Origin of the sequence: Faecalimonas umbilicata (genome assembly GCF_042846195.1) — a bacterium.
Classification (GTDB): domain Bacteria; phylum Bacillota; class Clostridia; order Lachnospirales; family Lachnospiraceae; genus Faecalimonas; species Faecalimonas umbilicata.
Genome location: NZ_AP031411.1, coordinates 345671 through 367282, shown reverse-complemented (window position 1 = coordinate 367282; position 21612 = coordinate 345671). Strand labels below are relative to the sequence as shown.

Sequence of the window (21612 nt, the reverse complement as noted above, 5' to 3'; positions counted from 1 at the left end):
CATTTTTATTACATTTGTTACAAACTTATTACATTTTGTTTGTAGGAACATCCTAACAGCTTTTCTTTCATTTGTCAACTTTTCCGCTCTGGAAATTTTCTCCTTCCAAGATCCATCCCCTTTTGTCTCTTTCTCTCACACAATATCAAATGAATTTTCCATACAAAAAAGCAGCTGATCTTTTGGAACTTCCTCAAGATCAACTGCTATCCTTTTTAATGATACTCTTTGTCTATCTTTATTTCTTTGTTTATCTCTGATTTCTTCTCTGTCTCGCAGTTTCGAACATCAGCACGGAGGTGGCAATTGCTGCATTTAGTGATTCTACCTGCCCCTGCATAGGAATGCGGATCCATGTATCTGCCAAATCCGCGATTTCCTTTCGAAGTCCGTTTCCCTCATTTCCAATCAAAAATGCCGTCTTTTTCGTATAGTCTTCCTTGTCGTAACTATTTTTCCCATCAAGATGTGCGGCATATGTAAAAATACCGTGCGCCTTTACTTTTGCGATCGCTTCTTTTAAATCTTCCACATAGACAAACGGAACACGGTAAATAGAACCCATCGTTGAACGGATAACTTTCGGATTATAAATATCCACACTCTCCTTGCTGATGATGATTCCTGTCACCCCCGCTCCCTCTGCGGTTCGCAGAATCGTTCCAAGGTTCCCTGGATCCTGAAGGTTGTCCAAAACAAGAAGATGTGCATCTTCTGCCTCTAAAATATCCTCCAGACAGTAAGTGGACTGGCGTACGACACAGAGGATTCCCTGTGGTGTCTTTGTATCAGAAACATATTGAAAAACATGATCTGACAGATATTCTAACTTCCTTCTGTCTTTCAGCCTGTTGATTTCTTCTTTCTGTTTGTCTGCAAATGTCTCGGATACATAGACTTTCACAAGCTGCTCCTGTGGAATCTCCTGGTACATCTTGACTCCTTCCACAAGAAAGACTCCCTGCTCGTTCCGCACTTTGCTTTTTTTCTGAAGCTGCACCAGTTCCTTCACTCTCGCATTTGACGTGCTTGTAATCATACTTATTCCCCTTTGTATTTATTCAACATTTCATTACTTCCGATGAAAATCATAATAGTTCCTTCTTCCAGCGGCATCTCCGGCCTTACATTGACATCAACTTTCTCATCCTTTTTAATACCGACTACGTTAAATCCATAGCGCTCACGGATGCAAAGTTCACGCAAAGTCTTCCCGATCCATTTTTCCGGAACCCTTGTCTCTACGATACTATAATCCGGTGATAGCTCGATCCAATCTGCAAAATTTGTGGAGACAAGATTTTTGGCAACTCTTCTTCCCATCTCCATCTCCGGAAATACGATTGCATCTGCACCGACCCTTTTTAAGATGGATGCATGAAGCTCGTCCTGCGCCTTTGCAAGCACATACGGAATCCCTGCCTCTTTTGACAAAATCGTAGCCATAATACTAGATTCCATGTTATCGGCAATCGCCACGACTGCACCATCCAGATTGCGAAGTCCCAGAGACTGGATCACTCCCGTGTCATGCAGATCCGCGCGCATTGCGTAAGATACTTGATCTGCGATCTCTTGTACTTTTTCTTCCGCAATATCTACTGCGATCACTTCGCATCCGAGTTTCTCCAATGTCACTGCCACACTGGAACCAAATTTTCCAAGTCCAAATACTGCATATTGCTTTTTCATATTTTCTTATCCCCCTATCCAATCATCAGACGTTTCGCCGGCAGCTGTCTCACCTGGCTCATCGGATTTTTCTTTAATCCGAATGCCAGCGCCATTGTAACCGGTCCGATCCGCCCTGCATACATTAAGATCATAATCACAAATTTACTTGCGGTGTGAAGCGCCGGAGTCAGCCCCGTGGAAAGACCTACTGTTCCAATTGCCGAGGTCGTCTCAAACAAAATATCAAGAAATCCCGCCGATTCTATCACTGAAACAGCTATAGTCCCTATCATCAAGATTGTAAAAGACATCAGCATAACTGAAATCCCCGTCCGAATATTTTCTTCCGGAATTCTTCTTCCAAAGCACTCCGTATCCTTATTTCCTTTTACGACAGTAACCGCTGTAAGGAATAACATTGCAATCGTTGTCGTCTTCACCCCTCCGGCGGTACCGGCCGGGGAGCCTCCGATAAACATCAGAAGGCAGGAAATGAATACCGATTCTTCTCTTAGATCTCCCTGCGGCACGGTAAAGAATCCGGCCGTCCTCGTTGTCACTGACTGAAATGCCGCTCCCATCACCTTGTCTCCAAAAGAAAATTCTCCAAGCGTATCCGGGTTAGAAAATTCTAGAAACAGAAAACTGACTGTACCTGTCACAATCAGAATTGCCGTCATCGTCAGTGCAACCTTGGAGTTCAAGGTTAAAATCTTAAACATTCCACGTCTTCTCTCACCCTTTTTGCGAAAGTTTCTAATGTTATCAGTGATGTCAAACCACACGGTATAACCGATACCTCCTGCAACGATCAATATCATCGTTGTCAGATTGATCAACGGATTTCTTGCATATGCCGCAAAACTATCTGCCCCTAATATATCAATTCCCGCATTGCAAAATGCTGAGATAGAGTGAAACACACTATACCAAATTCCTTTCAAAAATCCATACTCCGGAATAAACTGAAATGCAAAAAAGATTGCTCCAATTCCTTCTACAACGAAGGTTCCCTTCAGAATACGCAAGATCCATTTCACCATACCTGACAAAGACTCCATGTTATACGTTTCCTGAATCATCACACGCTCTTTTACCGTGATCTTCCTTCCGATCACAACAAGAAAAAATGTCGATACTGCGACTACACCAAGTCCTCCAATCTGTATCAGAACAAGCAGTACCACTTTGCCAAGAAGCGTAAACTGCGTTGCCGGAACAACTGTCATAAGCCCGGTCACACAAACTGCCGATGTCGATGTAAAAAGTGCGTCTGTAAATGCAATCGGCTCTTGATTGCAGACCGGAAGCCATAGAAGTATTCCGCCGATCACGATCACGAGCAAGAAGCCTGCTGCAAGCATCTGCATCGTGCTTAATCTTACACTTTTTTCTTTCCACTTAAACATTTTCTTTCACTTTTCTCCCTTTATGCTTTTTGAATCAATTATACTACACTTCCCGAAAAGATAACAGTCCTAAAAAAAGAATCCCTGTACCAACAGCACAGGAACCCCTCACGCTGCCGACAGCCCTCATTTCCGGACTACGGCCCTTCTTTTCTTCTCTTATACTTTAAATCGGTACCCCACACCCCAGATTGTCTCAATATACTGCGGTTTGGAAGTATCGTACTCAATCTTCTCCCGAATCTTCTTAATATGAACTGTCACAGTCGCAATATCCCCGATCGATTCCATATCCCAGATCTCACTGAATAATTCATCCTTTGTATATACGTGATTCGGATGCCCTGCAAGAAACGTCAGAAGGTCAAATTCCTTCGTCGTAAATGCCTTCTCTTCTCCATTGACCCACACCCTTCTCGCTGTCGTGTCAATCTTTAAGCCACGGATCTCAATAATATCATTTGTCTGTACATTGCTTCCGATCAAACGCTCATATCTTGCAAGATGCGCTTTGACTCTCGCCACAAGTTCGCTCGGACTAAATGGCTTTGTCATATAATCATCTGCGCCAAGTCCAAGTCCCCGGATCTTATCGATATCATCCTTTTTGGCAGAGACCATAATGATCGGTGTATTTTTCTTCTGACGTACTTCTCTGCAGATTTCAAATCCATCCACTCCCGGAAGCATCAGGTCAAGGATCACCAGATCAAACTGGTCCGTCAGCGCCTTCTCAAGCCCCGTCTCTCCATCATTTGCAACTTCTACCTCGAACCCACTCAGTTCTAGATAATCTCTCTCCAGATCTGCAATCGTTTCTTCATCTTCTACGATTAATATTCTACTCATTTACCGGTACCTCCTGATATTTTCTGATTACAAAATACATGACCGTCCCTGTCCCTTCTCTACTTGTCGCCCAAATCTTGCCGCCATGCTCCTCGATGATCTTCTTCACAATCGAAAGTCCAATACCGCTTCCGCCCTTAGAAGAATTTCTCGATGCATCTGTCCGGTAAAAACGATCAAAAATATTCGGCAGATCTTTGGCGGCAATTCCTTTCCCATTGTCCTCCAGTTCCACCTGAATAAAATCACCGACGTCCTTCACCCGCAAGTTAATCCGCGCCCGCTTCTTATCCATATATTTCAAAGAATTCGTCACAATATTGTTGATGACTCGCTTTAACTGCTCGGCATCGCCGATGATGCGGATATCTTCCTCTACGTAATTGAAATATCCAAACTCGACATCTCTCTGCTCCAATTCCAACTTCAGATCTTCTGCACAATCATCAAAATATTCATTGACTGACAGTGTTGTAAAATTGTATGGAATTCGATTCGTATCAATCTTAGAGTAAAGTGTCAGTTCATTGATCAGAAGATCCATCTCATTTGCCTTATTATAAATCGTCCGGATATACTTCTCCATCTTCTCAGGTGTATCTGCAACACCATCCATAATTCCTTCTACATACCCCTTGATCGCTGTGATTGGTGTCTTCAAGTCGTGGGAAATATTACTGATCAGCTCCTTGCTCTCCTTATCATAGGCAAGCTTCTCCTCCGCATTGTCTTTCAGCCGCTTCCGCATCTCCTCAAAATCCTGACAAAGCTGTCCGAGTTCATCATCGGTATCCGGAATCAGCCGGAAATCTAAATTCCCTTCTTTAATATTCTTCGTCGCCTTCTGCATCTTCACAAGCGGAATCTTGATTCCTCTGTAAATCCAAACAACCAGCAGCGCTCCGGTAATGACAAGGATCACAATGACCGCCACAAGAATGTCTTTTAAGAATTGTGATACTTCCGGCAGCATGCTCGTTACATCTGTTACAATAAATGCACTGCACTTGTTCTTGTCATCACTGACAAAATCCACCTGCTTTACAAGTACCTGTGCTTCTCCGCCAATATATACACCATTCTCGGAATCTGCATTGTATTCCTCATAAGCCGGTAAATCCGGGATCACCACCTCCGTCTTCTGCGGATCTTCTCCCATATATACGATAATATCATCCTTTCTCACAAGAAGATAGGATCCTTTCTGCCGAAGCCTCTGGTTAAACTGCTCCAGATAAGAAGCATCTTCCAGCTTCTCCGGATCCTTATCCGCTGCCTTCTCCAGCTCATGATATGCCTCTTTCGTAATCCGGCTCGGCACCTGTACACTATTTAACAGTGCTTCATAGGTGGTCCCTGTAATTCCATATGTCTTCTCGATCGAACGAATTTGAAGTTGTGCGAATCCACAAAATACGGCGCTCGTCAAGAACACCGGCAAAATAATGATCGTCATAAAAGCAATGACCAGTCGTGTTTTTAATTTCATCGTGTCCAACCTCTTGTTCTATATACTTTCTATGCTTGTCTCAATCTGACTTCATTATTATATCATGCCACCTTGTTAAATACACCAAAACATCTATAAACATTTATAAAATTTTTGTAAACCTTCGTACGACCCAGTATGCAAAAACTGCTCCACAGATTTTCCCTTATCTGTGGAGCAGCCATCCTTCTCATCTGATGATCGAAGTCTCTTATAAATATTTCTTTAATGCTTCTACTTTATCCAGTTTTTCCCATGGAAGATCTAAGTCGTTACGTCCAAAGTGTCCATAAGCTGCTGTTTGCTTGTAGATTGGACGGCGAAGATCTAACATTTTGATGATTCCTGCCGGTCTTAAATCAAAGTTCTCACGGATGATCTCTACTAACTTCTCGTTAGAAAGTTTTCCGGTTCCGAATGTATCTACCATGATCGATGTCGGATGAGCCACCCCGATTGCATAAGAAAGCTGAATCTCACATTTCTTTGCAATTCCTGCTGCAACGATGTTCTTTGCAACATAACGTGCTGCATATGCTGCAGAGCGGTCTACCTTTGTACAGTCTTTTCCGGAAAATGCTCCACCGCCGTGACGTGCCATTCCGCCGTAAGTATCTACGATGATCTTACGTCCTGTCACACCACTGTCTCCGTGTGGTCCACCGATTACGAATCTTCCTGTCGGGTTGATGAAGAATTTTGTCTGCGCATCTACCATCTCCTGTGGAAGTACCGGATCAAATACATATTTCTTAATATCTTCATGAATCTGTTCCTGAGTTACATCCGGATCATGCTGTGTAGATAATACAACCGCATCAAGACGCACCGGGATTCCCTCTTCGTTATACTCTACTGTCACCTGGCTCTTACCATCTGGTCTGAGGTAAGAAAGTGTTCCATCTTTGCGGACTTTTGTCAGCTGCAATGTCAGCTTGTGTGCCAGCGCGATTGGATATGGCATCAATTCTTCTGTCTCATCCGAAGCATATCCGAACATCATTCCCTGGTCTCCTGCTCCAATTGCATCGATCTCCTCGTCTGACATTTTGTTTTCTTTTGCTTCTAAAGCTTTATCTACACCCATTGCAATGTCAGAAGACTGCTCATCGATTGCTGTGATCACACCACAAGTATGTGCATCGAATCCATATTTTCCTCTGTTGTATCCAATCTGATCCACAGTATCTCTTACGATTTTCTGAATATCTACATATGCATTTGTTGTAATCTCACCCATAACAAGGACAAGTCCTGTTGTGATCGCTGTTTCACATGCCACACGGCTCATCGGATCCTGCTCCATCAGCGCATCTAACACAGCATCTGAAATCTGGTCACAGATCTTATCCGGATGACCTTCGGTTACTGATTCTGAAGTAAATAATAATTTTTCCATTCGTACGTTCCTTTCTTTTTTCTCTTTCTCTTTCGCCGGACTGTTCTGTCTTTCTCTGATAAAAAGTCATTTACCAAAACTCTCTGAGATAAAAACAGCAGCCCGACAACATTCGGACTGCTTTATACTCATAAATCAATCCTCTTATTGTTCGATTACTCGCTCAGGCTGGCACCTTCCGTTCACGGGGTTGCCGCAGCTTCACAGATCCTTTGTATCTCCACTGCTCTGAATAAGAGAAAGTTTCTATTATTCTGTTCTTGTTCCGTTAGAAATCATAACACTGATTGACAGGACCGTCAAGAGTCTTTTTGAGAAAACTTTTCTAGTTACTCTGTGCCTCTTTCATTGCCTGCTCTCCGTTTGTCTGGGCATCTTTGAGCGCTTCGTCAATTCCTTTTTCTCCGCTGAATACAAGATCAAGCTGTTTTCCAAGTTCATCTAACGCATTCTTGCCGCCGATATTTCTTGTTCCCTGGAAACCTTTGTCAAAGCATTCCAACGAAAGTTGTTTGATCGGTTTTTCCTCGAGTACTTTTGCGAACACCGGATCCTCCTGTGCAGATACACGCACTGGAATATATCCTGTCTCTGCCGCAAAATATGCTGTATTTTCTGTATTTGTCAGGAATTTAATATACTCCCATGCAGCTTGTTTCTGCATGTCTGTTGCAGAATCAAATACTGCCACATTTGTTCCGTAATACAGCTGATCATCTGTCTTATGTCCTGGAAGCGCTGCGGCATTGATAGTAATACCTTCCATCGTTCCTTCTTCTATGTATGGCAGTGCGGATGTAGAAGCTACACACATTGCAGCTCGTCCATCCTGCACCGGAACATTTGCATTTTCATCATCTCCGGCAAATCTTGCTGTCTTTGCCTGGAACATACTATTTAAAAATTCGATTGCTTCCTTTGTCTCCGGTGTATCAAAATACAATTCATTTGTTTCTTCATTCATCGTACTTCCACCTGCCTGTTTCAGCCAAGGTGCAATATCTGTGGAAAGGTTATTTGCAAATACACATCCATACACTTCCGGCTCGCCGTCCTTATCCTCGTCTACCGTCAGTTTCTCAGCTGCCGCTGTCCACTCGTCCCATGTCTTTGGAACTTCTACACCAGCTTCTTCGAACATAGTTTCATTGTAATATAAAACCATCTGACTTTTGTTAAACGGGATTGCATACTGTTTTCCATCCCAGATTCCATCTGCAAGGAACATCTCCGGAATATCTGCAAGGTCTTCCTCAGTAAATCCTGTCTGTTCATCTTCCATATATGGTGTCAGATCTGCCACAAGCCCTTTGGAAACATACCAGGATAATCTGTTGGAATAAATCTGCGTCATTGTCGGGAGCTGATCTGCCTTTGCAGAGGCCATCAATTTGTCAAACAGATCCATGTATCCTCCCTGATTCACTAATTTTACGGATACATTTTCATTCTGCTCCATAAAATCATCTGTAATTTTCTGGATTGCCTCCTCATTAGATCCTGACATCGCATGCCAGAATGTAATCTCTGTTTTTTCTGTCACTTTTGTGTCTGTTTTTTTCTCTGTTGACGACTCTGTTTTCGTCTCTTCTTTCTTCTCCGTTTCTTTTTTCTCCCCTCCACATGCGGTCAGCATGGATGCTGCCATCGTCGTGCAAAGAAGTGCCGCCAATACTTTTTTCTTCATCTTTCTTTTCCTCTCTCTTTTCGTTTTATCCTTTCAGTCCTGATTTGCTTACCCCTTTCACAATATATTTTTGTGTAAATAAATATAAAATGATCACCGGCGCAATCACCAGGATCGAAAAGGCCATTAAAATATGATATCTTGTTCCCGCCTCGGTTGAAAATGCTGCCATTCCTACCGGAAGCGTCCGCATCTCCTCTGAATTTGTCGTGATCAGAGGCCACATGTAGGAATTCCAGCAGTTAATGAATTTTAAAATAGCAATCGATGCAAGTGTCGGTATGGAACACGGAATTAAAATAGTAAATAAAAATCGCAATTCCGAGCAACCATTGATCTTCGCCGATTTATAATAAGAAATCGGAATGCTTTCAAACTGCTGTTTCAGTAAAAATATCGAAAAAATACTTGCACACCAGGGAATGATCAGCGCCTTATAACTGTCAATCCATCCCCAGTTGCTCAGTGTAATATAATTAGGGATCATCAGGATTTCTCCCGGAACCATCATGGTCGCTACAAGAACCAAAAACAGAGCATTTTTAAACCGGAATGGAATATATGCAAATGCATAGGCCGCAAGTATTGTTGTAAATACTTCCCCCACCGTCACCATCACTGCTGTAAACACACTGTTGAAAAAATATCTAGCATACGGTACTTGCTGCAATGCCATCTTGAAATTTTCCCACTGCCAGACAGATGGGATCCATTTTGGCGGCATCGATAATACTTCCTTTGCCGGCTTAAATGCTGTCAGAACCATCCAGACAAACGGAAGGCTGACCCACAAAAGTCCCGCAGCCAGAATGACATAGGACAGAACTGTCACCATCTTTTTCCCTTTTCTCATGACTTCCTCCTTTCTGACGAAAACAGAAACTGGAGCAACGTAAAAAATAGAATCACAAGAAACAGAAGAAATGCTGCCGCCGATGCGGTAGTAAACTCCCAGTGTCTGTAAAACTTATCAAAAATATAATAGACAATCGTAAGCCCGCTCTGAAGCGGCCCCGGTTTCTGCCCGTACATAATATAAACTTCATCAAAGATCTTAAAAGCTCCGATCAGTGATGTCACAGATAAGAATAAAATCGTCGGTCTTAAAATTGGAAGAATAATATGGCAGATCCTTCTAAATGACCCTGCGCCATCCATCCGTCCTGCCTTCACATATCTTTCATCTACCCCTTGAAGTGCAGCCAGCAAAATAATGATTTTATAGCCAAGCCCTTTCCACACACTTAATACAATCAAGATCGGGATGGTCATCTGCGCATCTGTAAGCCACGCTACTTTTGGCATCCCAAGCACTGAGAGAAGTGCATTGACCATTCCATAGTCTTTGTTGAGCATCCACCGCCACACAACAGCCACTGCGGTCGTCGATGTGACAAATGGAAGAAAATATGCACTTCTGAAAAATTTCTGAAACCGGATATTGGAATTTAAAATCAGGGCAAATACCAATGCCGTAATGATTCCAAGCGGTACCGAGATCACCGCAAATACTGCCGTATTTTTCATAGCAAGAGCAAACTCCGGATCTTTCAATACGTAGAGAAAATTGTCGAGACCGACTGCTTCCACCGTATCTGTCAAATAATCAAATTTCGTATAAAACCCCATAAAAAAAGACTTCAGCACTGGATAAAATTGAAAGACTGCTATGACAGAAAGTGCAGGCAGCAAATACAGAAATGCCCGAAACTGCGGATTTCTGATTTTCCATCTTCTCTTCATTATCTGTCACCCTCCCCTGGGAACAAATGAAGCCGCTTGACACGAAATGACACACGTTCCCCTTCTGAAAATGTCTTTTCCCATCCTACGCAGGCCGTCAACGCCTGTTCACCTGCTCGGAAATGAATGTACATATCTTTTCCAAGTGTCTGTATTCCGGTGATTACTCCCGAAATCGCTTCTTCCTCTGTACTGCACAACTCTAATGCCTCCGGACGGATGCCAACGCAAACATTTCCTTTCAGTTCTCCTGCCTCGTGTACTGTTCCTCTTTTCACGATCACATTCTCATCACCTAACAGCAGACAGATTCCATCTTCTACTTTTTCTCCCGGAACAAAGTTCATTGGTGGATTTCCAAGAAATTTCGCCGCAAACATATTTTGCGGCTCCATATACATCTCTTTTGGAGAAGAATACTGACTGATCTTTCCTTTCTCCATCAAAAGAATCTTATCCGAAATACTAAGCGCCTCTTCCTGATCATGTGTCACAAAAATAGTCGTGATCCCCAGTTGTTTCTGCACACGCCGGATCTCATCGCGCAGTTCAATGCGAAGTCTTGCATCCAGATTTGACAGTGGCTCATCTAAAAGTAAGATCTTCGGATTCTTTACGATGGCACGCGCAATCGCAACTCTCTGCTGCTGTCCACCCGATAATTTCCCCGGCTTTCTCTTCAAGTATTCTTCAATCTGAAGCATTTTAGCCGCTTCTTTTACTTTTTCTATCCGGTCTTTTTTCTTCCATCCTTGCATTTTCAGAGGAAATGCAATATTTTCCTGCACAGTCATATGAGGATAGAGCGCATAATCCTGAAACACCATTCCAATGTCCCTCTCTTCCGCCTCCAGTCCTCCGACATTTTCCTCATCAAAATAAATACTTCCTTCTGTTGCCTGCTCCAGCCCGGCGATGATCGATAAAGTCGTGCTTTTCCCACATCCACTCGGTCCAAGCAGACAGACAAGATCTCCATCCTCAATTTCCAAATTCAAGTGATCTACTGCAGTCACTTCTTGATACCGTTTGGTAAGATTCTCCAGTCTAATTCTCATCTTCCAGTTCCTCCAGTGTCCTCCCTGTCAGCGGAACCATCCGAAGAATGATTCCTTCTTCTTCCAGCATCTCTTTCAGCACCTGCATAAAGATTCCCATCGCTTCTTTCCGCTCTCCCTTTTTCAGATATGCTTCCAGATTCGGTTGTGAAGATAACTCTCCTCCCCAATCCGCAGAGAAAGTGTATTCGATCCCACAACTCGGACTGCCATTGATTCCTACTACTCCAAGCACTTCCACCCGCTCTGCACAGTTTTGATACTCCTTCACTTGAAGCACAATATCCTCCAGCATCTTTCTCGCCTGTCTTCTGAAAAAAGGATTATCAAACTGTTCTGAGGAATGTCCCCACCGTCTTCCACCGTACATCAAAAATTCCGGGCACGGTAATTGTATCAGCTGAATATCCTCCTCAATCACTTTTTTCAAAAATGCTTTCCTGTTTCTCTCCTCCTCCGTTTCAAACTCCACCGCATACTGAATCTTAGAACGCACATTTAGAATGCAATGGCTGACTAAAAGTAGTTTCTTCTTGTTTTTCATCCCTCGTATCCTCTTTCTTTCCATATTTTCTATACTGCAAAGAAAAGTTTCTCCGATTTTCTTTAACCTTCACTATAACATGGAACCTTAAGGATGAAAAATTGTTTATTTCTATAATACTCATTCATATTATCTATAAATTTCACTTTACAAAGAACCAAAATAAACAGCCTGCCAAAACACCCGGTCTCCTCGACCGATCTGCTCTGGCAGGCTGCTTTTCACTGCTGCATAATCTGTATTTATTTTTATTTGAACTAGTCCTTATCCTACTTTCAGTTTAAACTTCTGAATCTCTTTTTCGCTTGCAACTTTCTCGATCATCGCACCAAGCCCCTGCAGTTTCTTCTCAAACTGTTCATATCCTCTCTGGATGTAGACAATATCATCTACGATCGTGATTCCATCCGTCGCAAGTCCTGCAATCACAAGTGCCGCTCCTGCTCTTAAATCCGGCGCACTGACACGAGCACCTGAGAACTTTTCTACCCCTTCGATCGTTGCAGAATTTCCTTCTACTTTGATGATGGCTCCCATTCTTGCAAGTTCATCCAGATATTTAAAGCGATTTTCAAAAATACTCTCTGTAATGATACTTGTCCCTTTTGACAGAGCTAACGTCACGCCAATCTGTGGCTGCATATCGGTTGGGAATCCCGGATACGGAAGTGTCTTTACCTGTGTACTCTTTAAGCGCTTGTTTGCCACAACTCTGACTGCATCGTCAAATTCTTCTACCTGGCATCCCATCTCCTCTAATTTAGAAATCGTTGCCTCAAGATGCTTTGGAATTACATTTAATACTGTGATATCTCCCTTTGTCGCTGCCGCTGCAAACATGAATGTTCCGGCTTCGATCTGATCCGGAATAATAGAATATTCTGTCTTGTGAAGCTTCTGCACACCGCGGATCTTGATCACATCAGTTCCTGCTCCCTTGATGTTGGCTCCCATGCTGTTCAGGAAATTCGCCATGTCAACGACGTGTGGTTCCTTCGCAACGTTCTCAAGAATAGTCAGCCCATCTGCCATCGCCGCTGCCATCATAACATTGATCGTTGCACCTACGGATACTACGTCAAAGTAAAGATGTGTACCTTTCAGTGTCTCTGCTTCTGCAAGAATCTTTCCATGTTCAATCTCAACTTCTGCTCCGAGCGCACGGAATCCTTTCAAATGCTGATCGATCGGTCTGCTACCGATATTACATCCTCCCGGAAGCGCAACCTCTGCCTTATTGTACTTCCCGAGCAGAGCCCCAAGTAAATAGTAGGAAGCCCTGATCTTCTTGATGTAGTCATAGTCTATGCTAAAATCACCGATTGTGCTTCCGTTAATCTTCACTGTATGTCTGTCAACTCTCTGGATCTGGGCTCCGATGCCCTCCATCGCTTCTAAAAGTACATTAATATCATTTACATCTGGTAAATTGTCAATCGTCACAGTCTCATCTGTCATAATCGCTGCTGCAAGAATTGCAAGTGCTGCATTCTTCGCGCCGCCAATCTCCACTTCACCTACGAGCGGACTGCCGCCCTTGATTATATATTGCTCCATATCGCACCTCTATTGTTCCATTTATTTTACTTCATCTGATTTTCAAGTGATCGTTATCGTCCCTTCTGCCATCCTAACTGTCGAATCCCTATCTCTTATCTACGGGACAATAACCTGTAATTTCTTTTTAGTCCACGGAGTATTATAGCACATATTTCTTATTTGTAAAACAATTTTCATTCTCTCTGATCAGTCCTTCTGTTTTCAGCCCCGAAATTTGCCTCTTCTTTGTCACTCTTTTTTCTGCTTAATACTTATCATGTCAAAAGAACTCTCCAAATATACGATACCGGAACGGTTTCTAAAATTTTCATTTTCTCGTTTTGTCCCGCATCTCTATAGTATTTTACCATATTTTTGTCTCTCCGTCCAGCGCACACTTGTTCTCATGTCCCGCTCATCTTTCTTGCACGCCGCACATTCGTCCGCAGACAGCCGAGGAAAAATTTTTTCTTCTATGTTTTAGCATACAATTTTCATCTGCACTTTAATAGTATCTTCTCCCTCTTTTTCTATGATCACTTCTCCTCTTAAACAATTCCTGGAATAACAGAATCTCAATAATTTCCCTTAGATGTTGATCTCTATCCTTTCGATTTCTTCCGTTTTGCTGACGCCCCATCTGCAGATACTGCTGTTCTACATCTTCTTCATCTGCCATCTCCAGTTCCTCTTTTTCTTCCCGCATCATTCTGTCGTATACCCGCCTGCACATCAAACGGAGCTGAAGCTGGTCAGGATATTCATCATACATCATGCTCCCCTCATATTCCATCCGGTCGCACTCATCCTCTACATAAGGCAGAACCTTTTTTGCCGTCTGTGGATACATACTTTTCATATACTCAAAATCGTAACGTTCAATTCTTTCGTCATCATACTGAAGCGGCATAGGATATGCCATATAATATGGTAAGCGATAATCCATAAAAATACCTGCGCTTTCCTGTTTCATCTAATTTACTATATGAAAAAATATCCAAAGCGTGAAAAATACAAAAAAATACGTTCTGAATGAAATCTACTCTCATTCAGAACGTATTCTGTTTCGTCAATCTTTGTTATTTTACTGCATTCTGCCTTGCAATCGCTTTCTTTAATGCGACTTCTGCACGGAGTATGTCAATTCCGTCCTTCTTTGCAAGTCTCTCTTTTGCACGCTCTTCCGCTTTCTTTGCACGCTCTACGTCAATCTCCTCCGGCCACTGTGCATCTTCTGCAAGTACCGTGATCTTATCCTTCTGAATCTCAACAAATCCACCGAGGATTGCTGCTTTCTTCACTTCCGATTCATTGTGGATCTTCATAACGCAAGGCTCTAAGATCGTTGTAAGCGGAATATGGTTCTGATATACACCCATCTCTCCTTCGACCGATACAAATTCGAGGAATGTCCCCTCGCCTTCGTAGAATACTTCATCCGGAGAGATGATCTTCAATTCAAATCTCTCTGCCATAGGAACTCCCTCCTACTTCACGCGAGCAAGTACGTCATCAATATTTCCTGCGTTCAGGAAGTAACCTTCCGGAATATCATCGTGTTTTCCTTCGAGGATCTCCTTGAATCCCTGAACAGTCTCACTGATCGGTACATAACGTCCTTCAAATCCTGTGAACTGTGTCGCAACGAAGAACGGCTGTGATAAGAATCTCTGGATCTTTCTCGCACGGGATACAGTAAGCTTATCGTCTTCGGAAAGCTCATCCATACCAAGCATTGCGATGATATCCTGTAATTCTTTGTATTTCTGAAGAATTTCCTGCACACCGCGGGCTACATTATAGTGCTCTTCGCCTACGATATGTGGATCAAGCATTCTTGATGAAGACTCCAGTGGATCTACCGCCGGGTAAATACCAAGCTCTGTGATCGCACGGGAAAGTACGACTTTCGCATCCAGATGGGCGAATGTCGTAGCCGGAGCCGGGTCAGTCAAGTCATCGGCAGGTACGTATACAGCCTGAACGGATGTGATAGAACCGTTCTTTGTAGATGTGATACGTTCCTGAAGAGCTCCCATCTCTGTCTGAAGTGTAGGCTGGTAACCTACGGCTGAAGGCATACGTCCAAGAAGCGCTGATACCTCTGAACCTGCCTGTGTGAAACGGAAGATGTTATCGATGAACAGAAGTACGTCCTTTCCACCTTTGTCACGGAAATACTCTGCCATTGTCAGACCTGTCAGACCAACTCTCATACGAGCTCCAGGTGGCTCATTCATCTGTCCGAATACCATGGCTGTCTTATTGATAACTCCTGATTCTGTCATTTCGTAGTAGAGGTCATTTCCTTCACGGGTTCTCTCTCCTACACCTGTAAATACAGAATATCCACCATGCTCTGTTGCAATGTTTGTGATAAGTTCCTGGATCAATACTGTTTTACCTACACCGGCACCACCGAACAGTCCGATCTTACCACCTTTCTGATATGGACAAAGTAAATCGATTACTTTGATACCAGTTTCCAGCATTTCTGCCTCGGTTGCCTGCTCCTCGAATGTAGGCGCTTTTCTATGAATCGGTTCATATTCCACGTCTGTCGGAGCCGGTTTCTCATCGATTGCTTCTCCAAGTACGTTGAAGATACGTCCTAATGTATGTTCTCCAACCGGTACTGTGATCGGTGCACCTGTCGCAACCGCATCCATTCCGCGCACAAGTCCGTCTGTCGGACCCATGGCGATACATCTTACTGTATCATCTCCCAGATGCTGCGCAACTTCTACAACTAACTTTTCGCCATTGGATCTTGTGATCTCAATCGCTTCGTTAATCTCAGGAAGCTGGCCCTCGGCGTATTTTACGTCCAATACCGCGCCGATGATCTGAGTGATTTTACCTATATTTCTCTCTGCCATCTTTTCACTCCTAATCTGTTTTCCAATACTACAATGCCTCTGCACCCGCGATGATCTCAGTCAGTTCCTGAGTGATCGCACCCTGACGGGCTCTGTTATATTTCAATGCCAGGTCTTCGATGATCTCTTCTGCGTTGTTTGTCGCAGAATCCATCGCCTGCATACGCGCACCATTTTCACTTGCAACGGCCTCTACAAAGGCTCCGTAGAGAATGCTTGTCATATATTTTGGAACAAGCAGTCCGACTGCCACTTCCTCTTCAGGCTCAAAGTTCATCAGTGTCAGTTTATCCACAGAACTTTCTCCCTCTTTTTCCTCCTCTGCGATTGCAGCGGTGTCTACCGGAAGTAATTTTGTAAGTGTCGGAATATGACTTACAGTATTCTTGAAGAATGTGTATGCCACATAGATCTCACCGATCTCCCCTGCCGCAAAATCAGTCAGAAGTCTTTTGCTGATCGCCTGTGCATCACTGTAAGAAGGTTCTTCGATCACGTCAGAGAAATCTTCCACGATCTCATATCCCTTTCTCTCCAATGCTTCCGCACCTTTATGTCCGACCGTATACAGACGGATATTTTCTTTCTCGATTCCACTTCCAGTAATCAGTTTCACGATATTAGAATTGTATCCGCCTGCGAGACCTCTGTTTGATGTCACAACTACGATTCCGACTTTCTTAGAGTCGCTCTTCTGCAAGTATGGATGCTCAATGTTTCCTGCTTTTGCAAGCATGGAAGTCACCGTCGCATACATGCATTCGAAATATGCTTTTGAATTTTCCGCGCGGGTTCTTGCTTTTTGCAGCTTTACAGTAGAAATAAGTTTCATGGCTTTTGTAATCTGCTGTGTACTCTGCACACTGCTTCGACGTCTTTTAATCTCTCTCATTGATGCCATGATATAGTTCTCCTCTCACCTGAATGGTAATCGCTACCGCACTAAAATTCTGCTTTAAATTCATTGATTGCTTTTACAAGTGCTTCTTCTGTCTTGTCAGAAATTACTTTTTCTGTACGGATTGCTTCTGGAATTTCCGGATATTTTGTCTGAATAAATTCAAACAGTCCTTTTTCAAAACGAAGCACATCTTCTACCGGAATATCCAGCAGATGTTTCTGTGTTGCCGCATAAATGATGATAACCTGGTATTCTACCGGCATTGGCTGATACTGTGGCTGCTTTAACATCTCTTTGATGCGGGCACCCTGTGCAAGACGTTCTGTCGTATCTGCATCAAGCTCAGAACCGAACTGCGCGAAAGAAGCAAGCTCACGGTACTGTGCAAGGTCGATACGGATCGGTCCTGCGATCTTTTTCATCGCTTTGATCTGTGCAGAACCTCCAACACGGGATACGGAAATACCCGGGTTGATCGCCGGTCTGAAACCAGCATTGAACATCTCTGTTTCGAGGAAGATCTGACCATCTGTGATAGAGATAACATTTGTAGGGATGTATGCAGATACGTCACCTGCCTGTGTCTCAATGATCGGAAGTGCTGTCAGAGAACCTCCGCCTAATTTGTCAGATAATCTTGCTGCTCTCTCTAACAATCTAGAGTGCAGATAGAATACATCTCCCGGATAAGCCTCACGTCCTGGTGGACGACGGAGCAGTAAGGAGAGTGTACGGTAAGCTGTCGCATGTTTGGACAAATCATCGTATACTACGAGAACGTCCTCTCCATTTTCCATCCACTCTTCACCGATCGCACATCCTGCATATGGTGCAATGTACTGAAGAGGTGCCAGCTCACTTGCTGTAGATGCAACGACTGTTGTATAATCCATTGCACCATGTTCTTCAAAAGTCTGAACGATATTTGCAACAGTAGATGCTTTCTGTCCGATCGCAACGTAGATACATTTTACGCCCTGACCTTTCTGATTGATAATTGTGTCGACTGCGATTGCTGTCTTACCGGTCTGTCTGTCACCGATGATCAACTCACGCTGTCCTCTTCCGATCGGCACCATGGAGTCGATCGCTTTGATACCTGTCTGTAATGGAGTATCTACGGATTTACGAGAAATAACTCCGGAAGCAACTCTTTCGATCTGGCGGAAAGATGTTGCCTGAATCGGTCCTTTTCCATCGATTGGCTGACCTAACGCGTTTACTACACGGCCTAACATGCAATCACCGACCGGCACTTCTACTACACGGCCTGTTGTCTTTACAGTATCACCTTCGTTGATGTTTCTGTTATCACCTAAGAGAACCGCACCAACGTTGTCTTCTTCAAGGTTCAATACCATACCATATACTTCTCCAGGGAACTCTAACAATTCTCCCTGCATTGCATTTTCCAGTCCGTGGATACGCGCGATACCATCGGCTACCTGAATAACCGTTCCAACATCAGATACTTCTAACTCTGATGCATATCTTTTAATCTGTTCTTTAATGACAGAGCTGATTTCTTCTGGTTTTAAATTCATGGAGCGAATCCACCTTCCTTCTATTTTTTGTGCTCTAGTGAATCTGGATCTTTCTCAACTGTTTTGATAATTCATAGAGCTTCGTCTTAATACTGCTGTCCACAACACGGTCTTTGATACGGATCACCATGCCTCCGATCAGACTTTCATCAACATCGTAATTCATCTCAAATGTCTCATACTGTGTTGTCTCAAGCAGACGTTTCTCGATATCACTTTTCTGTTTGTCGCTCAGCGCAAAAGCTGTCGTCACATTTGCGATACCGATCTTCTTTTCTTCCTTTACAAGTCCGATAAAGTATTCAAATACGGACACTGTATCCGGGTAATGACCTTTTGTGATCAATAATGTCATCAGTCCAATGATCTCGCGGGATACATGACCGCCGAATGTTTCTTCGATGATCTTCACTTTATCTTCTTTGATGATCTTCGGATGATTCATTAATCTGCTCAGTTCTTCGTTTGTGCGTAAAACTTCCAGCACATCCTGAACCTCTGTGAAGAACAGATCCATCTTGTTCTCCTCAACAGCAACGGCAAACAATGCATCACCATATGTTTTAGAAACTAACTTAGCCATGTACGTTCACCCATTTCTTTTAATGTTTCATCGATTAGACTTTCCTGTACATTTGTATCGATCGAAGCCTTTACGACTTTTCCTGCCATAAGAGAAGCAATTGCTACCATCTCCTGCTTCATCTCATCCAATGCACGTTTCTTCTCTAATTCAACCTCTGCGTTTGCACGCGCTATAATACGGGCTGCCTCTTCTTTCGCTTCTGCAACAATCTGTGACTCTGTCTTCATCGCTTTCTTGCGGGCTTCGCTCAGGATGACCTGCGCTTCTTTGTCCACTTCTTTTAACTTTGTCTCATATTCTTCTTTGAATACGACAGCATCTGCTCTCTCTTTCTTTGCAGTATCCTGTTCTTCCTTTACCCGTCTCTTACGCTCGTCAAGCATCTTTCTGACCGGTTCAAATAACAGGTAGGACAACAGTGTGAAAAGTACGAACATCGCAATTGCAAGTGTACACGCATCGAACAGCAGTTGTGCATCCAGGTTAAATAAACGTTCCAAGGTTCAGCCTCCTTCCTTCTATTATTTTCATCTCTTCCGTTTTTCAATCTGCTTCTGTACGGAATCTCTTTTTTATAACTGACCTAATAATGGGTTAGCGAATAATAAGATCAGCGCGATAACAAGACCATAAAGACCTGTTGTCTCTGCTACGGCCTGTCCTAAAAGCATTGTGGATGTGATGTCTGATTTTGCTCCCGGGTTTCTACCAACTGCAGATGCACCATGACCTGCTGCAACACCCTGTCCAATACCAGGTCCGATACCTGCGATCATCGCAAGACCTGCACCGATTGCTGAACACGCTAAGATTAATGCTTCGTTTGTAATTTGACTCATAATAAATTCCTCCTGTTTTACAATTCATTTTCGTAAAATTTCCCTGCCTGCTAAGAGGCTGATTATTCTGCTTCCGGTAATTTATCATTGATAAATACCATTGACAGCATACAGAACACATATGTTTGAATACATCCTGAGAAGATGTCAAAGTATATGTGCAAGATACCTGGCCATCCGATTGCGAACTTCGATAACAGGCCATATAAAAGACCCATGATAACTGTTCCGGATACAACGTTTCCGAACAGACGCAATGAAAGCGAGAACGGTACCGCGATCTCACCGATCAAATTGATCGGGAATAAAATTGGCAGCGGTTTAAACAATCCGGTGAATGCTCCGACCTTGTTGTAACGAATGTTATTATACTGGATCAGTATAAACGTTATCACACCAAGTGGAAGTGTTACACCGTAATCCGCTGTCGGTGGACGAAGTCCAAGAAGCCCTGACAGGTTGCTGACGATCAGGAATAAAAACAGCGTTCCGATATAATTCCGGTAAGGGATTCCATTTTTCCCCATGCTGCCTTTTACCATGCCGTCCAGCGCTTCCACAACCATCTCTGCAATGTTCTGCAATGTTCCAGGTTCCCCTTCGGTATCCCGGAGCTTACTGCGGACAATGAGTGCAAAAATGATAAGAAGTACGCACACAACCAGTACACTGACATGTGTCGTTGTCAGCCACAGTTCCTGCCCAAACAAGTGAAATTTGACAAGCCCGTGTATCATAAAATCAGGTCCGTCTGCAGCTAAAATTCCTAAGCCAGTTCCCACATGATCACCCTCCTTTACTTAGATTTTTGGAGTCTTACAAATACTCTGTGCGTCCACGGCTGGAGATACGCCGAGATCTTCAGACTCATAACGCCGATCAGCGCCGCAATGATGTTGCCTACCTGAAAGTAAGCTGTCACTCCAAATACGACTGCAACAACAAAAAGACGGATCACATATGTCTTACGCATATGCTTCGGTGCACCCTCTTCCCCAAAGTCAAGAGCATCCTCGATCGACCGCTTCATATGTATCATCATACCGAGTGCCGTTGCAATTCCGATCCAGAGACCAACCGCAACAGACAACGTATTATCCGTCACGACCAGACAGATGATCTGTGTCAGAATTCCATATACAATTATGCCAGCCGCCAGTTCCTTCACTGTATTGTCTGCACTATTCATCTTTATGTTCCTCTTTCTCTTCTGGATCTTCATTTGCATGTTTTGCCAAGTAATATGTGTTGCGTCCTCCGGCCAGCACACCCATGATCACCAATGGGATAAACAGTGAAATGGAGAACTTTTTTTCCAAAAACACCGCAAGAAAAACGCACAAAAAAATAGGGGTGATCATACTTAATCCAAGCTGTGTAATAAGTGCAAATGTACGATACACACTTCTTTTATACTTCATAACTCGATCCCTACTTTCAATTCATATTTTCCTGTCCTTTTTATTATAACA

Annotated in this window: 23 protein-coding genes and 1 riboswitch; all 23 genes read right to left on the bottom strand. The window is 43.3% G+C overall.

Annotation, left to right across the window (positions count from 1 at the left end; translation table 11 throughout):
- Positions 1-250: 250 nt before the first annotated feature.
- Entirely contained in the window at positions 251-1039 is a 789-nt protein-coding gene (rlmB, locus tag ACGG81_RS01795) for a 23S rRNA (guanosine(2251)-2'-O)-methyltransferase RlmB (RefSeq protein WP_270602908.1), read from the bottom strand.
- 2 nt (positions 1040-1041) lie between these two features.
- Positions 1042-1692, bottom strand: a complete 651-nt coding sequence (locus tag ACGG81_RS01790) for a TrkA family potassium uptake protein (RefSeq protein ID WP_270457976.1) — start codon at positions 1690-1692, stop codon at positions 1042-1044.
- Positions 1693-1706: 14 nt separating this feature from the next.
- Positions 1707-3083: a TrkH family potassium uptake protein gene (locus tag ACGG81_RS01785; protein WP_016439595.1), complete on the bottom strand. Its 1377-nt coding sequence runs from the start codon at positions 3081-3083 to the stop codon at positions 1707-1709.
- 159 nt (positions 3084-3242) lie between these two features.
- Positions 3243-3932, bottom strand: a complete 690-nt coding sequence (locus tag ACGG81_RS01780) for a response regulator transcription factor (RefSeq protein ID WP_008976900.1) — start codon at positions 3930-3932, stop codon at positions 3243-3245.
- Positions 3925-5421, bottom strand: coding sequence for a sensor histidine kinase (locus tag ACGG81_RS01775; protein ID WP_016439594.1), 1497 nt, complete (start codon positions 5419-5421; stop codon positions 3925-3927). Before ACGG81_RS01775 ends, ACGG81_RS01780 begins: the two co-directional genes overlap by 8 nt.
- Positions 5422-5632: 211 nt before the next feature.
- Positions 5633-6820: a methionine adenosyltransferase gene (gene metK / locus ACGG81_RS01770; RefSeq protein ID WP_009263268.1), complete on the bottom strand. Its 1188-nt coding sequence runs from the start codon at positions 6818-6820 to the stop codon at positions 5633-5635.
- A gap of 141 nt (positions 6821-6961) precedes the next feature.
- Positions 6962-7059: riboswitch (SAM riboswitch) on the bottom strand.
- An 86-nt stretch (positions 7060-7145) separates the two neighbouring features.
- Complete coding sequence (locus ACGG81_RS01765; RefSeq protein ID WP_016439593.1) at positions 7146-8507, bottom strand: ABC transporter substrate-binding protein; 1362 nt, start codon at positions 8505-8507, stop codon at positions 7146-7148.
- 25 nt (positions 8508-8532) lie between these two features.
- Complete coding sequence (locus ACGG81_RS01760; RefSeq protein ID WP_390109194.1) at positions 8533-9360, bottom strand: carbohydrate ABC transporter permease; 828 nt, start codon at positions 9358-9360, stop codon at positions 8533-8535.
- Positions 9357-10250 (bottom strand): carbohydrate ABC transporter permease, encoded by an 894-nt coding sequence (locus tag ACGG81_RS01755; protein ID WP_016439591.1) that lies wholly within the window; start codon positions 10248-10250, stop codon positions 9357-9359. Before ACGG81_RS01755 ends, ACGG81_RS01760 begins: the two co-directional genes overlap by 4 nt.
- Positions 10250-11308 carry an ABC transporter ATP-binding protein gene (locus tag ACGG81_RS01750; RefSeq protein ID WP_120106146.1) on the bottom strand — a complete coding sequence of 353 codons (1059 nt, stop codon included), beginning with the start codon at positions 11306-11308 and terminating at the stop codon, positions 10250-10252. The genes ACGG81_RS01755 and ACGG81_RS01750 overlap by 1 nt, the downstream gene beginning before the upstream one ends.
- Positions 11298-11852 carry a CD3072 family TudS-related putative desulfidase gene (locus ACGG81_RS01745; protein ID WP_016439589.1) on the bottom strand — a complete coding sequence of 185 codons (555 nt, stop codon included), beginning with the start codon at positions 11850-11852 and terminating at the stop codon, positions 11298-11300. The genes ACGG81_RS01750 and ACGG81_RS01745 overlap by 11 nt, the downstream gene beginning before the upstream one ends.
- 264 nt (positions 11853-12116) lie before the next feature.
- Entirely contained in the window at positions 12117-13409 is a 1293-nt protein-coding gene (locus tag ACGG81_RS01740; protein WP_390109189.1) for a UDP-N-acetylglucosamine 1-carboxyvinyltransferase, read from the bottom strand.
- A gap of 487 nt (positions 13410-13896) precedes the next feature.
- Positions 13897-14337: a hypothetical protein gene (locus tag ACGG81_RS01735; RefSeq protein ID WP_016439587.1), complete on the bottom strand. Its 441-nt coding sequence runs from the start codon at positions 14335-14337 to the stop codon at positions 13897-13899.
- A gap of 133 nt (positions 14338-14470) precedes the next feature.
- Positions 14471-14866, bottom strand: coding sequence for an ATP synthase F1 subunit epsilon (gene atpC / locus ACGG81_RS01730; RefSeq protein WP_009263271.1), 396 nt, complete (start codon positions 14864-14866; stop codon positions 14471-14473).
- Positions 14867-14878: 12 nt separating this feature from the next.
- A complete protein-coding gene (atpD, locus tag ACGG81_RS01725) occupies positions 14879-16270 on the bottom strand; it encodes a F0F1 ATP synthase subunit beta (RefSeq protein ID WP_008976914.1) in 1392 nt (463 codons plus the stop codon).
- Positions 16271-16298: 28 nt separating this feature from the next.
- Positions 16299-17171 carry an ATP synthase F1 subunit gamma gene (atpG, locus tag ACGG81_RS01720; protein ID WP_008976915.1) on the bottom strand — a complete coding sequence of 291 codons (873 nt, stop codon included), beginning with the start codon at positions 17169-17171 and terminating at the stop codon, positions 16299-16301.
- 41 nt (positions 17172-17212) lie between these two features.
- Positions 17213-18715 (bottom strand): F0F1 ATP synthase subunit alpha, encoded by a 1503-nt coding sequence (gene atpA, locus ACGG81_RS01715; protein ID WP_008976916.1) that lies wholly within the window; start codon positions 18713-18715, stop codon positions 17213-17215.
- A gap of 34 nt (positions 18716-18749) precedes the next feature.
- On the bottom strand, positions 18750-19298 hold the full coding sequence (atpH, locus tag ACGG81_RS01710; protein WP_008976917.1) for an ATP synthase F1 subunit delta: 549 nt from the start codon (positions 19296-19298) through the stop codon (positions 18750-18752).
- A complete protein-coding gene (gene atpF / locus ACGG81_RS01705; RefSeq protein ID WP_008976918.1) occupies positions 19286-19801 on the bottom strand; it encodes a F0F1 ATP synthase subunit B in 516 nt (171 codons plus the stop codon). Before atpF ends, atpH begins: the two co-directional genes overlap by 13 nt.
- A gap of 72 nt (positions 19802-19873) precedes the next feature.
- Positions 19874-20140 carry an ATP synthase F0 subunit C gene (atpE, locus tag ACGG81_RS01700; RefSeq protein WP_008976919.1) on the bottom strand — a complete coding sequence of 89 codons (267 nt, stop codon included), beginning with the start codon at positions 20138-20140 and terminating at the stop codon, positions 19874-19876.
- A 62-nt stretch (positions 20141-20202) separates the two neighbouring features.
- Positions 20203-20922, bottom strand: coding sequence for a F0F1 ATP synthase subunit A (atpB, locus tag ACGG81_RS01695; RefSeq protein WP_008976920.1), 720 nt, complete (start codon positions 20920-20922; stop codon positions 20203-20205).
- Between the two features lie 14 nt (positions 20923-20936).
- Positions 20937-21329, bottom strand: coding sequence for a hypothetical protein (locus tag ACGG81_RS01690; protein WP_016441143.1), 393 nt, complete (start codon positions 21327-21329; stop codon positions 20937-20939).
- Positions 21322-21561: an AtpZ/AtpI family protein gene (locus tag ACGG81_RS01685; RefSeq protein WP_016439584.1), complete on the bottom strand. Its 240-nt coding sequence runs from the start codon at positions 21559-21561 to the stop codon at positions 21322-21324. The genes ACGG81_RS01690 and ACGG81_RS01685 overlap by 8 nt, the downstream gene beginning before the upstream one ends.
- Positions 21562-21612 lie beyond the last annotated feature (51 nt).